The organism is Bradyrhizobium sp. B039 (genome assembly GCF_038965675.1).
Taxonomy (GTDB): Bacteria; Pseudomonadota; Alphaproteobacteria; order Rhizobiales; family Xanthobacteraceae; genus Bradyrhizobium; species Bradyrhizobium diazoefficiens.
Window position 1 is genome coordinate 3,440,965 of sequence record NZ_CP152416.1, and the last position, 13,062, is coordinate 3,454,026.

The 13,062-nt window shown below is 65.2% G+C and carries 13 protein-coding genes; 8 read left to right on the forward strand and 5 right to left on the reverse strand.

The window, feature by feature from the left end:
- Nucleotides 1-11 precede the first annotated feature (11 nt).
- Together AAFG50_RS16015 and AAFG50_RS16020 are read left to right on the forward strand one after the other, a co-directional pair.
- Nucleotides 12-1,190 carry an acyl-CoA dehydrogenase family protein gene (locus tag AAFG50_RS16015; RefSeq protein WP_028171990.1) on the forward strand — a complete coding sequence of 393 codons (1,179 nt, stop codon included), beginning with the start codon at nucleotides 12-14 and terminating at the stop codon, nucleotides 1,188-1,190.
- Between the two features lie 18 nt (nucleotides 1,191-1,208).
- A complete protein-coding gene (locus tag AAFG50_RS16020; protein WP_028171989.1) occupies nucleotides 1,209-1,649 on the forward strand; it encodes a RidA family protein in 441 nt (146 codons plus the stop codon).
- Nucleotides 1,650-1,660: 11 nt separating this feature from the next.
- Here the strand turns inward: AAFG50_RS16020 and AAFG50_RS16025 are convergent, their stop codons facing one another.
- The 3 genes from AAFG50_RS16025 to AAFG50_RS16035 form a co-directional block, all read right to left on the reverse strand.
- A complete protein-coding gene (locus AAFG50_RS16025) occupies nucleotides 1,661-1,960 on the reverse strand; it encodes a hypothetical protein (RefSeq protein WP_028171988.1) in 300 nt (99 codons plus the stop codon).
- A gap of 68 nt (nucleotides 1,961-2,028) precedes the next feature.
- The gene (locus tag AAFG50_RS16030; RefSeq protein WP_028171987.1) at nucleotides 2,029-2,523 is read right to left on the reverse strand and encodes a flavin reductase family protein; all 495 of its coding nucleotides are present in this window, start codon (nucleotides 2,521-2,523) and stop codon (nucleotides 2,029-2,031) included.
- A gap of 56 nt (nucleotides 2,524-2,579) precedes the next feature.
- Nucleotides 2,580-3,662, reverse strand: a complete 1,083-nt coding sequence (locus AAFG50_RS16035; protein WP_028171986.1) for an LLM class flavin-dependent oxidoreductase — start codon at nucleotides 3,660-3,662, stop codon at nucleotides 2,580-2,582.
- A 123-nt stretch (nucleotides 3,663-3,785) separates the two neighbouring features.
- Here AAFG50_RS16035 and AAFG50_RS16040 point away from each other — a divergent pair, with 123 nt between their 5' ends.
- Entirely contained in the window at nucleotides 3,786-4,703 is a 918-nt protein-coding gene (locus AAFG50_RS16040; RefSeq protein WP_028171985.1) for a LysR family transcriptional regulator, read from the forward strand.
- A gap of 12 nt (nucleotides 4,704-4,715) precedes the next feature.
- Here AAFG50_RS16040 and AAFG50_RS16045 read toward each other — a convergent pair whose 3' ends face one another.
- On the reverse strand, nucleotides 4,716-5,600 hold the full coding sequence (locus AAFG50_RS16045) for an SMP-30/gluconolactonase/LRE family protein (RefSeq protein WP_028171984.1): 885 nt from the start codon (nucleotides 5,598-5,600) through the stop codon (nucleotides 4,716-4,718).
- Nucleotides 5,601-5,709: 109 nt separating this feature from the next.
- Here AAFG50_RS16045 and AAFG50_RS16050 point away from each other — a divergent pair, with 109 nt between their 5' ends.
- Nucleotides 5,710-6,384, forward strand: a complete 675-nt coding sequence (locus tag AAFG50_RS16050) for a TetR/AcrR family transcriptional regulator (protein WP_011086227.1) — start codon at nucleotides 5,710-5,712, stop codon at nucleotides 6,382-6,384.
- 26 nt (nucleotides 6,385-6,410) lie between these two features.
- On the opposite strand, the gene AAFG50_RS16055 is transcribed toward AAFG50_RS16050, so the two are convergent.
- A complete protein-coding gene (locus AAFG50_RS16055) occupies nucleotides 6,411-7,388 on the reverse strand; it encodes a tripartite tricarboxylate transporter substrate binding protein (RefSeq protein WP_049832417.1) in 978 nt (325 codons plus the stop codon).
- 189 nt (nucleotides 7,389-7,577) lie between these two features.
- Between AAFG50_RS16055 and AAFG50_RS16060 the strand changes: the two genes are divergently transcribed.
- The 4 genes from AAFG50_RS16060 to AAFG50_RS16075 all read left to right on the forward strand — a co-directional run bounded on the left by AAFG50_RS16060 (nucleotide 7,578) and on the right by AAFG50_RS16075 (nucleotide 13,028).
- Nucleotides 7,578-8,348 carry an enoyl-CoA hydratase/isomerase family protein gene (locus tag AAFG50_RS16060; protein ID WP_028171982.1) on the forward strand — a complete coding sequence of 257 codons (771 nt, stop codon included), beginning with the start codon at nucleotides 7,578-7,580 and terminating at the stop codon, nucleotides 8,346-8,348.
- Between the two features lies 1 nt (nucleotide 8,349).
- Entirely contained in the window at nucleotides 8,350-10,482 is a 2,133-nt protein-coding gene (locus AAFG50_RS16065; protein ID WP_342714194.1) for an acetate--CoA ligase family protein, read from the forward strand.
- A gap of 62 nt (nucleotides 10,483-10,544) precedes the next feature.
- A complete protein-coding gene (locus tag AAFG50_RS16070) occupies nucleotides 10,545-11,759 on the forward strand; it encodes an ABC transporter substrate-binding protein (protein ID WP_039184179.1) in 1,215 nt (404 codons plus the stop codon).
- A 57-nt stretch (nucleotides 11,760-11,816) separates the two neighbouring features.
- Complete coding sequence (locus AAFG50_RS16075; protein WP_028171979.1) at nucleotides 11,817-13,028, forward strand: acyl-CoA dehydrogenase; 1,212 nt, start codon at nucleotides 11,817-11,819, stop codon at nucleotides 13,026-13,028.
- Nucleotides 13,029-13,062 lie beyond the last annotated feature (34 nt).

Consider the following 13,062-nt stretch of genomic DNA (forward strand, 5'->3'; position numbering starts at 1 on the left):
GGAGGGATCAGATGAGCGCCGTGGCAAAGGTCATCAAGCGCGACTGGCTGGACTGGCCGTTTTTCGAACCGCGCCATCGCAGGATCGGCGAGCGGCTCGACCGCTTCGTGCAGTCGGGTGCGCTCGACACGATCGATCACAGCGATGTCGACGGCGCCTGCCGCAAGCTCGTGCGCGCGATGGGCGAGGCGGGGGTGCTCGATTGCGCGGTCGCGGCGCCCGACGGCGATGCGACGACGATCGATTCCCGCTCGATCTGCCTGTCGCGCGAGTCGCTCGCCTATGCCGACGGCCTTGCCGATTTCGCCTTCGCCATGCAGGGGCTCGGCTCCGGTGCGATCGCGCTCGGCGGTTCGGCCGAGCTGCGCAAGACCGTGCTGCCGAAGGTTCGCTCCGGCGAATGGCTTGCGGCCTTCGCGCTGTCCGAGAAGGAGGCGGGATCGGACGTCGCGGCGATGTCCTGCACGGCGCGCGCCGACGGCAACGACTACGTCATCGACGGCGAGAAGACCTGGATCTCCAACGGCGGTATTGCCGACGTCTACACGCTGTTCGCGCGAACCGGCGAGGCGCCAGGCGCGCGCGGCATCTCGGCCTTCGTCGTCTTTCCCGATGATCCCGGCTTCGGCATCGCCGACCGCATCGACGTCATCGCGCCGCATCCGCTGGCGACGTTGCGCTTTGCCAACTGCCGGATTCCGGCGAGCCGTCGCCTCGGCGTGCCGGGCGGCGGGTTCAAGCTGGCGATGCAGACGCTGGACATTTTTCGCGCGTCGGTCGCGGCCGCCGGCCTCGGCTTCGCTCGGCGGGCGCTCGACGAGGCGCTGTCGCACGCGCGCAGCCGACGCATGTTCGGCGCGACGCTGGGAGATCTCCAATTGACCCAGGCCGCGCTCGGCGACATGGCGACCGACACCGACGCCGCCGCGCTCCTGACCTATCGCGCAGCCTGGCGCCGGGATGTCCAGAAGCTTCCGACGACGCGCGAAGCGGCCATGGCGAAGCTGACGGCGACCGAGACCGCACAGCGTGTCATCGACCGCGCGGTCCAGATGTTCGGCGGACGCGGCGTGCGCAAGGGTGAGGTGGTCGAAAGCCTTTACCGCGAAATCCGGGCGTTGCGCATCTACGAGGGCGCGACCGAGGTCCAGAAACTGATTGTGGCGCGCGATTTACTGAAATCGCGCTGAGACGATAGAGAGAAACCGATGAGTGTGACGAGACAGCGGGGCGCGGCAATGCCAGACATGGCGAGCGGTTTGCAGGTGCTCCAGCCCGGTGGCTGGCCGCAGCCAAAGGGATATGCGAACGGCATGATGGCCGATGGGCGCCTCGTCGTGACCGGCGGCGTCGTCGGCTGGGACGTTTCAGGCCGGTTTGGCGAGGGATTTGTTGCGCAGGTCCGCCAGGCGCTCGAAAACATCGTCGCGATCCTGGCCGAAGGCGGCGCAAGGCCGGATCATCTGGTTCGTCTGACCTGGTATGTCGTGGACATGGACGAATACGTCTCCAATCTCAAGGCGCTCGGCAAAGCCTATCGCGAGGTGATCGGCACCCACTATCCGAGCATGGCGCTCGTTCAGGTCGTGCGTCTTGTCGAGCCGGCAGCGCGCGTCGAGATTGAAGCGACGGCTGTCGTTCCGCGCTGAAGGATTGCGGCCTACAGGGCTGGTTCGACGTGGGCCCGGATCGCATTTCGCGGGATATCGATCCAGCCATGCTCGCGGGCCTTGGCTACCATCTCGGCATATTGCCGATCCCAGCTTGCATCGTTGGGGCGGCCCTCCAGGGTGGGGACCAGATCAATCGAGACGAGCGCATCGCGATCATCAAGAAGCGTGATCCCGGTCCGGGCCAGCACTTCCTGCGATGCGCCGGCATGCAACACCAGCTTGAACTTGCGAAAGTCGAGCGGTTCGTCCAGTCGGACGCTGCCGCCGGCGAAGCATTCGATGATCACGGTGCCGCTCCTTTGATTCTGGCGCGCCGGGACGCGATGGTACCGGCCTCGGCAGGCCTGAAGTCCATTTAACCCTGCGGCAACGCGCGCAGCGCGCCCTGAAAATTGACCAGGGGATTGCCGTTGCCGCCGCGGGTGGCCACGATCCTGCCGATGAAGAGGCCGTGCGTGCCGACCATTTGATGATGGTGCAGCACGCATTCCAGCGCGCCGATCGCCGGCTCGAGCAATGGCACATCAAGCACGCCTTGCTCCCACGGCGCCGTCGCGAAGCGGTCGATGCCCTTGGCGCCACCGGCGAAACGCAGCGCCAGATCTTCCTGCCCGCTGCCGAGGAGACTGATCCCGAAGCGGCCGTTGGCGAGGATGGCGGCGTGCGTTTCGGAGCTCGAATTGACGCCGACGAGCAGACAGGGCGGGTCCATGCACAGCGAGGTCACGGAGCTGACCGTCAGCCCGCGCCGCGCCGTCTCTGTTCCCGTCGTCACGATTGCGACGCCGCTCGCGAGGTTACGCATGGCCAGCCGAAACTCCGCGGCTTCGACTGAACGGAAATCGGTCATTTGAGACATCTGACATCCCATGACGCACCTCCGGGGCTCGCTTCTCGCCGGTTGCGTTACGCCGAAACGGCTTCGCCTGCGACCTTGCCGCGGCCGGATTTCAGCTCTTTCCGGATCGCGGGAATGATCCTGCTGCCCCATAGCTCGATCTGGCGCAGCATCGTGCGCTGGTCGAAATCGCCGAGCTGGGTCTGAAGCGCGATGTGGGTCGGTCTGAGAATGCTGATCTCTTCCAGCATGCGGTCGATCACCTGGTTGACGCTGCCGACGGGCAGGTTGTCCCGCATCGTCTCCAGGCTCATGTCGTTCGGCCCGGCCTCTTCCTTGATCAGATAGCCGTCGTCGCTCTGGGCGCGTCGGAACTTCAGGCTTTCGGAGAGCCGGCGCTGGAAGCGCGCATTGTCCAGATACGACTGGATCTCGCTGTCATTGTCGCTGGCATAGGCGCAGCGCAGGAAGCCGAAGCGCGTGTCGTCGATGGAGCGGCCTTCGTTGGCGGCGATCCCCTCGAGGCGTTCGCGCAGGGCCTTGATGGCATCGAGGCCGTTCAGCAGCGCAGTGACGAACAGATTGTGGTTGTCGCGAATGGCGCAGCCGAGCGTCTCGCCATGGCCGGACGTGACCCAAATCGGCGGCATCGGCTTCTGCACCGTGCGCACCGCGATGGCGGTCGGCGGCATCTTCAGGTGCTCGCCGGAATAGGAGAAGATGCGCTGCTGCATGCCCGCGTGGAGCACGTCGTAGAATTCCGCGAACAGCGCGTGTGAATGATCGAGGTCCACGCCGAAGCGGTCGAACTCGAACTTCTGGTAGCCCGAGCCGATGCCGAGATCGAGACGCCCGTTCGAGACGGTGTCGGCAAAGCCGATTTCGCCGAGCAGCCGCGCCGGGTGATACAGCGGCAACACGCAGACGGCAGAGCCGAGCCGGATGCGCTTGGTCAGGCCGGCGCAATGGGCGACCATCATCAGCGGCGAGGGGCACAGGCTGTAATTGTTGAAATGGTGCTCAGCATACCAGGCCGTATCGAAGCCGGCCTGCTCGGCGGCAACGGTCTGCTCGACGGCGTTGTTGATGACCTGCTGCGAGCTCTGATGATAGCCGCGTTGCTGCGCCAGAATGAATACGCCGAATTCCATCAGTTGCTTCCTCCACCTGATCGTGGTCGCTCTTGCGATCCGTTCTCAGCAAGCTACGGGCTTGAGCGTTTTCGAACAATTGACGTATTCTGAGCATGTCCTTTGCAGAATCTGAAAAGATCGATGAATCGCCTCCAGGCCATGGAACTGTTCGTCAGTGCCGTCCGTGAGGGCAGCTTTTCCGCGGCCGGGCGCCGTGTCGGGCTCTCCCCGGCGTCCGTGTCGCGCTACATCGGCGAGCTCGAGGCGCAGCTCGGCGTGCAGCTCCTGAACCGCAGCACGCGCCATCTCGGATTGACCGACGCCGGCAAGATCTTCTTCCAGCGGACCGAGCAGGTCCTGCACGGTATCGAGGACGCCGAAGCCGCAGCGCTTTCGTTGCAGACCGCGCCGCGCGGAACGCTACGGGTGCACTCGCGGACGCTGTTCGGCATCAGGGTGCTCTCGCCGCTGATCCCGGGCTTTCAGAAGCTCTATCCGGAACTGAAGGTGGAGCTGCGCCTGTCGGAGCGCCGTCCCCAGCTTCGCGAAGATGAATTCGACGTCGATTTCCAGATCCAGGCGGCGAAAGACCCAGGCCTCATGCAGCGAAGGCTGCTGCGGAGCGAGCGGATTCTCGTGGCCTCGCCGGACTACGTCGGCCGGATGCCGAAATTGCGCGAGCCGGAGGACATCACCCGCCACAATTGCCTGACCTACTGGATGGGCCCTGACGACGTCGTCTGGAAGTTCATGCGCAGGAACAGGCTGCGCGAGATTGTCGTGCCGTCGTCCTTCGGCAGCAACAATGGTGTGGTGCTGTGCGATCTCGCCGTTGCCGGCCACGGCATCGCCCTGTTGGACGACTATACCGTGGCGGAACAGCTGAAGAGCGGGCGCCTGGTCCGCCTGTTGCCGGGCTTCCGGGTGACGAACTCCACCTTCGACGAAGGAATCTACGCCACCTTCCTCCAGAGCAGCTATCTGCCGGAGAAGATCAGGGTCTTCGTGGACTACATGGCCGAGAACGTGCCAAGGCAGGTCAAGAGATCGGCGCAGTAGTGGAGGGGCCGCTCAGGCCGGGCCAAACCGGTGCGCCGGCAGTCCGCGAACGCCGAGGCCTTCGACGGCGAACAAGCCGCCGGCATCCGGGCGGTCATCGCCGAGAGCGTGGCTGCGCGAGATCGATGTCACGTACAGAATATCGAGATCGGTTCCCCCGAACGTCACGCTGGTCGGATGGCGGATCGGCATGTCGACCGTCCGCACGATCGTGCCGTCAGGCGCAAACCGCGCGATCTTGCCGATGCGCACGAGGACCGACCAGATATACCCCTCCGCATCGATCGTCGCGCCATCGCAACCGGAGTCTTGCGCCTCCGTGTTGACGAAGACGCGCTTGTTCGCGAGGGGGCCATCCTGGCTGTAGTCATAGGCCCAGATGATCCGTCTTGCGCTGTCGGCAAGATAGAACGTCCGTCCGTCGGGGCTGAAGCACGGTCCGTTGCTCACGGCGAGGTCTGTCTCCAGCAGCTCCAGCGCGCCCGATGCGTCCAGGCGGTAGAGGCCGCCGAGCGGCGCTTCATCCGGGGCGCGGTCGCCGTGCATCGTGCCTGCCACGAACCGTCCATAGGGATCGGCCTTTCCGTCGTTCAGCCGCACCTTCGGGTGGTCGAGCCCGATCGACGGACCTTCGGTCAGCACGCGCATGTCGAAATCGTAGCGCGCAAATCCGTGGCGTAGTGCGAGCACAGCGCCGCGGTCGCGCCGCAGCGCCAGCGACCCGATCGGCGCGGGCGCGCTGAATTGCTCGGTCGCGCCGGTGACGGGGTCGAAGGCGCGGATCAATCCGGCCAGGGCGTCGATCCAGAAGAGGCGCTGTCGGCGCTCATCCCAGACGGGGCTCTCGCCGAGCTGGTCCTTCGTCGTGCCGATTCGCGTGATCCGGACCGCGCTCATGGTTCCTCGCGCAGGGATCGCCGGGCTTGACCGATCGGTCCGTGAAAACCTAGTTTCATTCTAAAGGCCCTCATGTTGGCGCCAGGCTGACGAACGGATTGCGGAGTTCATGACCGAACTGTCAACGATGAAGGATGGCGTTGCGAACCAGGCCGAGGCCTCGGACCGCGTGCTTCAGATCCTCGCCGAGGCCGGGCGGCTGTTCGCCAGCAAGGGATTTGAGGGGACTTCGATGCGCGACATCGCGCTCGCCTGCGGCATCTCCAAGTCGCTCCTCTACCATCATTTCTCCAACAAGGACGAGATATACGCGCGGGTGGCGGTCGGCTCGACGCTCGAACTCTACCTTTTCGTGCGCGACCGCATTCCCGACGGGCCGCCGTCGCAGAAGATCCGTGCGTTCATGGTCGCCACGGCGGAATACTTCCGGCGCTATCGCTGGGCCTGGATCGCCTCCACGACCGCCTTCTGGAACGATCCCGACCGACGGCGGCACAAGGAGAGGCTGACGCGCCGCGACCGTTTCGAGAACTTTCTGCGCGGCCTGATCCAGGAAGCCATCGACGCCGGCGAAATCCGCAAGGTCGACGTTCCCATGACCGGGCGGCTGATCCTCTCCTCGCTCAATTGGATGCATCGCTGGTACAATCCCAACAAATCCGCAACCCCGGAACAGATCGCGGAGATCTTCTTCGACATGCTGTTCAACGGGCTGCGGAGCGGGGAGTTGATCGAGCTTCCCGGCGCCGAGCCGCCTCGCGCCGGCCGGCGAAAATCACGCTGACCGGTGGCGGCACCGCGTGCAACGCCTCATTCCAGGGCGATGTTCTGCGCCTTGATCACCGGTCCCCAGAGCGCGGCGTCCTTGGTCAATTGGGCGTCGAGCCGTTCCGGTGCGCCGGTATCGACCATCAGGCCATCGGTTTCGAGCTGCTTTGCGATCTCGGGCTTCTGCATTGCGGCGTTGGCTGCTGCGTTCAGCCGCGCGATGACATCGCGCGGCGTGCCCGCCGGCGCGTGGAGCGCGGTCCAGAACGATGCCGTGAGGTCGGGATAGCCGGATTCGGCGAGCGTCGGTATCTCGGGCAGGCTCGCCATGCGCTTGTCCGAGGAGACGGCGAGGATGCGCAGCTGGCCGCCGCGCGCATGCTCGATCACGGCGGCGGGCGTTGCGAAGTTGAGGTCGCATTCTCCTGACAGCGTCTCCATGATGGAGGCCGGATTGTTGCGATAGGCAACCTCGGTGACGGCAAATCCCATCGACTTGCCCATCATGATCCCGAACAAATGCGTGACGCTGCCCGGACCGAGCGTGGCGTAGAACAGCGGCTTGTCGCGCCCCTTGGCGTAGGTGACGAAGCTCTTCACATCGGTGGCGGGCGTGCGCGCATTCACGGTCAGTGACAGCGGTCCGTTGCAGAGCATGGCGACGGAGGCGAAGTCCGCGAGCTTGTAGGGCAGGTTCTTGCGCAGCAGCACGTTCAGCGAAATCGGCCCGGTGCCGCCGGCCAGCAGGACCGATCCGTCCTTCGGCGCGCGCGCCACATATTGCGATCCGACGATGCCGTTGGCGCCGGGCTTGTTGTCGACCAGGACCGGCTGGTCCAGGTTTTCCGCCATGGCTTTCGCGATCGAGCGCATCAGGCTGTCGATCGAGCCGCCCGGGGCATAGGGCACGATGATGAAGATCTGCGACGCGCGTGCCCTGACGATGGCAGGTGCGCCAAGCGGGGCGGCGAGGGCGCCGGCAATCAGAGTTGTCGCCTGGCGTCGGCTGATCCTGGGCATGGAGATCCTCCTCAAGGACGTTCTTTTGTTGCAGCGGAAACTACCGACTGACCGATCGGTCGGTCAATAGGAGATCGGCAGGATATTGCAAGCCGCCTTCGTTGGTGCTATCAGCGAAGAAGCTGACCGATCGGTCAGGCGTCGACAAGCAAGACAAACACAAGACAAGCAGAAGCCCAGGAGGAAGCCATGTCAGGAGATATCGTCACCCTCGAAGTGTCCGATCACATCGCGCTGGTGACGCTGAACCGTCCTCCCGTGAACGCGCTCGATCGTGCCATGCGCGATCGCATCGTGAGCGTGTTCGACGAGATTTCCGAGCGTAGCGATGTCAGGGTCGCGATCCTGACCGGAGCCGGAAAGGTGTTCTGCAGCGGCGCGGATCTGAAGGACCGTCCGGACCCGACCAAGATCGGCGCGTTTCACAGCCACAACCGGATCACACGCGAGACCGGCAATTGCATTCGCGAATGCTCCAAGCCGGTCATCGCGGCGATCAACGGCGTTGCGCTCGGCGCCGGTGTCGGCCTGATGGCTTCCTGCGACATCTTCTACGCCTGCGAAGAGGCCGTCTTCGGCATGCCCGAGATCAACGTCGGGCTGGCCGGCGGTGCCGCCATGCTGAACACGTTGTTCGGTCGCTCCCTGATGCGTCGCATGTTCTTCACCGGCTATCGCGTGCCGGCCGCCGAGCTCTATCGCCTCGGCATCATTGAGGCTTGTACGACCAAGGAGAACCTGATCCCCGAGGTGATGAAGCTCGCAGGCGAGATCGCTTCGAAGAGCCCGATCGCGATGGAATATGCCAAGAATGCGGCGAACATGGTCGAGCTGATGCCGCCGCGCGATGCCTACCGCTTCGAGCAGAACATCACGATGGCTCTCTCCAAGACCGAGGACGCCAAGGAAGCGCGGATGGCGTTCCTGGAGAAGCGCACGCCGGTGTTCAAGGGGCGCTGAGATGCGGCCGGGAGAAGGTCTCGACGCGCTGATGTCGCCGCGCTCGATCGCGATCATCGGCGCCTCGCAGGAGGCGACCAAGATCGGCGGTCGGCCGGTCGACCTGTTGCGCCGCCACGGCTATGCAGGCCGCATCTATCCGGTCAACCCGAAGGCCGCGACGGTGCAGGGACTGAAGGCCTATGCTTCCGTCGCCGAAGTGCCGGAGGCACCGGATCTCGCCATCATCGCGGTCGATGCGGAGCGTGCCGGCGAGGCCGTGGAACAATGCGCGGCCCGCGGCGTCCGCAGTGTCGTCGTGTTCTCGTCGGGCTTTGCCGAGCTCGGCGAGCAGGGCCGCGCGATGCAGGACCGGCTGCGCCTGGCCGCGCGCAACAGCGGCATGCGCTTGCTGGGGCCGAACTGTCTTGGCGCGGTCAGCGTCGCCGAGAAGAGCATCGCGACGTTCTCGATCGTGCTCGAGCACAGCATGCCGGCTGCCGGCTCGCTCGGCATCGTGTCGCAGAGCGGCAATCTCGGCAGCTACACCATGCGGCTCGCCAGCGAGCGCGGTGTCGGCGTCAGCCGCTTCATCACCACGGGCAACGAGTGCGACGTTGATATCGCCGACGGTATCGCCTGGATGGCGCGCGATCCCGCCACCAAGGTCATCCTGTGCTGCCTCGAGGCGTGCCGCGACGCCGGCCGCCTGATCTCCGCGCTGGAGGAGGCGCGCGATGCCGGCAAGCCCGTCATCGTCATGAAGATCGGCATGTCAGCGGCAGGTCAGGCCGCCGCGGCTTCGCACACCGGGGCGATGGCAGGATCGGACGCGGTGTTCGACGCGTTGTTTGCCCGTTGCGGTGCGGTGCGCGTCCGCAGCATCGACGAACTCATCGATCTCGGCCACGCTGCATCGATCCTGCTGCCGGACCGCCTGCCGAAGGGGTCGGGCGTGGCAATCCTCACGGCGTCAGGCGGTTTCGGTGTGCTGCTCGCGGACGCCGCGCAGTCGGTCGGGTTGACATTGCCGGAGCTTGGACAGGAAACGCAGCGCCAGATTCTTGAGCTGGTGCCCTTCGCGTCGGCGCGCAATCCGGTCGACGCCACGGCGCAGATGTCGAGCCGCCCAGATCTTCTGGAGAAGATCATGACCGCCGTCGTGGCGGACGATCGGGCCGATACGGTGATCCTGCCGCTGCCGTTCTCGCTGCATCTGCCGCGCTTGCGCTCCATCTACATGGACACGCTGCGCAACATCCGCGCGCAGTTCCCCCAGCGTCCGATCGTCCTTTGCGTCGACGGCCCGGAGGACGCGCTGACCGAGCTGCACGCGCTGGGCTTTCCGACGGTGGAAAGCTTCGATGGCTGCTGCGCAACTATCGCTGCCTTGGTGCGGCTGCAGGGGGTGTCGAAACGTCCGCAGGACGTGCCAGCTGCGATCGAGCAGGCGGGGCCGCTGGCAGCCGATGCATTCCGCCACGAGCTCGGCGCCAAGCGCGCACTTGCCGAGGCCGGTGTGCCGGTGCTGGCCGAGCGTCTGGTACAGGATGCAGATGCAGCGGCGCGCGCTGCCACCGAGATCGGTTATCCCGTGGTGCTAAAGATCGCCTCGCCCGACCTGCCGCACAAGACGGAGGTCGGCGGCGTGGTCGTCGGCGTTGGCTCGGAAGCCGAAGTCCGGCGCGCCTATGCCCAGATGCTCGACCGCGTCGCCACCAATGCGCCCAACGCGACAATCGACGGCGTGATCGTGGCGCCGATGGCCAAGGGCGTCGCCGAGCTGATCCTGGGCAGCCGCATCGATCCGGTGTTCGGGCCGGTGGTGATGGTCGGCCTTGGCGGCATCTTCGCGGAGAGCCTCCAGGATTCTGCCGTGCAGATGGCGCCGGTCAGCGAGACGCAGGCCATGGCGATGCTGAAATCTCTCAGGGCGTTCGCGGTGCTCGACGGCGCGCGTGGCCGGCCGCGCGCCGACCTCGACGCCGCGGCTCGGGCCGTTGCCGCGTTGTCGCGCTTTGCCGCCGCGCATACCGACACGATCGCGGAGATCGACGTCAACCCGTTGCTGTTACGCGCCAAAGGCGAGGGAGCCGTGGCGCTCGACGCGCTGCTGATCCCGCACGGCGAAGGGCCAAGCCAGGATCGACACTGAACTCTAAGACAAGAGGCCGCAGAAGCGGTCCAGAGGAAACGCAGGAAGCAGGAGGATAAGTGATGAGATCGACGATTGCCGCGCTGGGCATGATTGCCTTGCTGCTGACGCATGCGCCGGTGTCCGCGCAGGGCATATCGGGCGATGTGGTCAAGATTGGTATCATGAATGACCAGAACGGTCCCTATGCCGACAATTGCGGCCTCGGTTCGGTCGCGGCCGCCAAACTCGCGGTCGGCGATTTCGGTGGAGCGGTCAATGGCAAGAAGATCGAGCTCGTGATCGCCGACGACCAGAACAAGCCAGATGTCGGCGTCGCCATTGCGCTGCGGTGGGTCGACAATGAAGGTGTCGATGCCATCGTCGGCTGCTCGGCGTCGTCGATCGCGCTGGCGGTGCAAGACATCATGAAGAACCGCAAGAAGCCGTACATGCTGGCCGGCACCGCGGGATCGTTCTTCACCAACGACAAATGCTCGCCCATGACCACGCAGTGGGTCGTCGATACCTATGCCCAGCCGAAAGCCACGGTGAAGGCCCTGCTCGCGCAGGGCATCGACTCCTGGTTCTTCCTGACGGTGGATTATGCCTTCGGCAAGGCCTGGCAGGCGGACGCGACGAAGTTCATCCAGGCGGGTGGCGGCAAGGTGGTGGGCTCGGTGCTGCATCCGCTCAACTCGTCGGATCTCTCCTCGTTCCTGCTGACGGCACAGGCCAGCGGCGCCAAGGCAATTGCGCTCGCCAATTCGGGCGCGGATTTCGCCAATGCGATCAAGCAGGCCCAGGAGTTCGGGCTGAACAGGACGCAACTTCTCGTTCCCCTCGGCCTCATGATCAGCCAGACGCATGGCATCGGCCTCAAGGACCTCCAGAACGTGCGGCTGACGACGCCGTTCTACTGGGACATGACGCCGGAGAGCCGGGCGTTTGCCAAACGTTATGCCGAGGCGACGAACGGTCAGCTTCTCAACGAGGGCAAGGCGGCCACCTACAGCGCCATCACGCATTATCTGAAGGCGGTGGCCGCCGCCGGCTCCGACGACGGCGATGCCGTGATGCGGCAGATGAAGAACACGCCGATCAACGATTTCGAGATGAAGAACGTCAGCATCAGGGCTGACGGCCAGGTGATGCGTCCGCTCCACGTCGCGCGGATCAAGGCTCCGTCGGAGTCCAAATACACCTACGACTATTACGAGATCACCGGCACGATCGCGCCGGAGGATGCGTGGCGGCCGGCCTCGGAGAGCGCCTGCGATCTTCTCAAGTCGCAGTGAAGAACGGGCGGGCGGCCAGGACATGACGGCACGTATGGCGAAAGCGGAAAGCAGGCGATGAGTGTAGTTGAAGCAGTATCGACGCATCCGGTTGCGAGTGAGAGCCTGGCGGGCGCAGCCTATCGCGATGCGGTGCATCGCTGGCTGCATGCCAATCTGCCCGCCAGCTTCCGCGGCGACAGCGCTGCATTCGCGCCTCCGACGCTCCAGCAGTCCGTCGCGTGGGAGGCGGCGATGTACCGCGCCGGCCTGACCGGCATTACCTGGCCCCAGGCCTATGGTGGGCACGGCCGCTCCTTGCGCGAACATCTCATCGCAAATCAGGAGATCGGCGCGCTGGCGATGCCGGAGAGCGTCAACTCGATCGGCAAGGAACTCGCCGGTCCGATCATCCTGGCCGTCGGCAGCGAGGAGCAGAAACGGCGGTTCCTGCCCGCCATCCTCGAGATGCGCAACATCTGGTGTCAGGGATTTTCCGAGCCCGAAGCGGGGTCCGACCTTGCCGGGCTTCGCACTCGCGCCACGCGAAATGGCAACGACTGGCAGATCACCGGCCAGAAGATCTGGACCAGCGGCGCGTACCGGGCGCAACGCTGTCTCGTGCTCGCCCGCACCGGTCCGCTGGAGGATCGTCATCGCGGCCTTGCCATGTTCGCGGTGCCGCTCGATGCCGACGGCGTGCGCGTGCGCACCATCAAATCGATCGACGGACGCGAGAGCTTCTGCGAGGTCTTCTTCGACGACGTCGAAGTGGCCCAGGCCGATGCGATCGGCGCGCCGGACGAGGGCTGGGCCGCAGCCATCCGCGTGCTGGAGATCGAGCGGGCGACCAACCGCATGTACCGCGCCTGGCGCTTCGAGAACGAACTGCGCCACCTGATTTCGGCTTGCAAGACGGACCCGGCGCTGTCGGCAATGGTCGCGGACCGGCATTACGCCGTCAGGCTCGGCGAGGTCGCCGTCGAGATCGAGGTGCTGAAGGCGCATGTCGAGACGGCCGTCGAGGCGCTCGTCAACGGCGACAAGATCGGAGCGCGCGGCAGCCTTGCGAAGCTCTATTGGAGCGAATCGCATCAGCGCTTTGCGGCGCTTGCGATTGAACTGCTCTCGCAGGCATCGCTGCCGCAGAACCCGGCGATCACGGTGGCGCGGCGCCGGTTCGAAGCCATCTACCTTCAGGCGCGCGCCGAGACGATTTATGCCGGCACGACCGAGATCCAGCTCGGCATCATCGCCGATCGCATCCTCCAGCTGTCGCGAGGCAAGTGATGGTCTTCCCGCGCATTGCCTCGTCACGAACAAC

Coding starts and splice junctions, on each gene's coding strand:
- AAFG50_RS16015 (WP_028171990.1), top strand. CDS start 12: ATGAGCGCCGTGGCAAAGGTCATCAAGCGCGACTGGCTGGACTGGCCG.
- AAFG50_RS16020 (WP_028171989.1), top strand. CDS start 1,209: ATGAGTGTGACGAGACAGCGGGGCGCGGCAATGCCAGACATGGCGAGC.
- AAFG50_RS16030 (WP_028171987.1), bottom strand. CDS start 2,523: ATGACCGATTTCCGTTCAGTCGAAGCCGCGGAGTTTCGGCTGGCCATG.
- AAFG50_RS16035 (WP_028171986.1), bottom strand. CDS start 3,662: ATGGAATTCGGCGTATTCATTCTGGCGCAGCAACGCGGCTATCATCAG.
- AAFG50_RS16040 (WP_028171985.1), top strand. CDS start 3,786: ATGAATCGCCTCCAGGCCATGGAACTGTTCGTCAGTGCCGTCCGTGAG.
- AAFG50_RS16045 (WP_028171984.1), bottom strand. CDS start 5,600: ATGAGCGCGGTCCGGATCACGCGAATCGGCACGACGAAGGACCAGCTC.
- AAFG50_RS16050 (WP_011086227.1), top strand. CDS start 5,710: ATGACCGAACTGTCAACGATGAAGGATGGCGTTGCGAACCAGGCCGAG.
- AAFG50_RS16055 (WP_049832417.1), bottom strand. CDS start 7,388: ATGCCCAGGATCAGCCGACGCCAGGCGACAACTCTGATTGCCGGCGCC.
- AAFG50_RS16060 (WP_028171982.1), top strand. CDS start 7,578: ATGTCAGGAGATATCGTCACCCTCGAAGTGTCCGATCACATCGCGCTG.
- AAFG50_RS16065 (WP_342714194.1), top strand. CDS start 8,350: ATGCGGCCGGGAGAAGGTCTCGACGCGCTGATGTCGCCGCGCTCGATC.
- AAFG50_RS16070 (WP_039184179.1), top strand. CDS start 10,545: ATGAGATCGACGATTGCCGCGCTGGGCATGATTGCCTTGCTGCTGACG.
- AAFG50_RS16075 (WP_028171979.1), top strand. CDS start 11,817: ATGAGTGTAGTTGAAGCAGTATCGACGCATCCGGTTGCGAGTGAGAGC.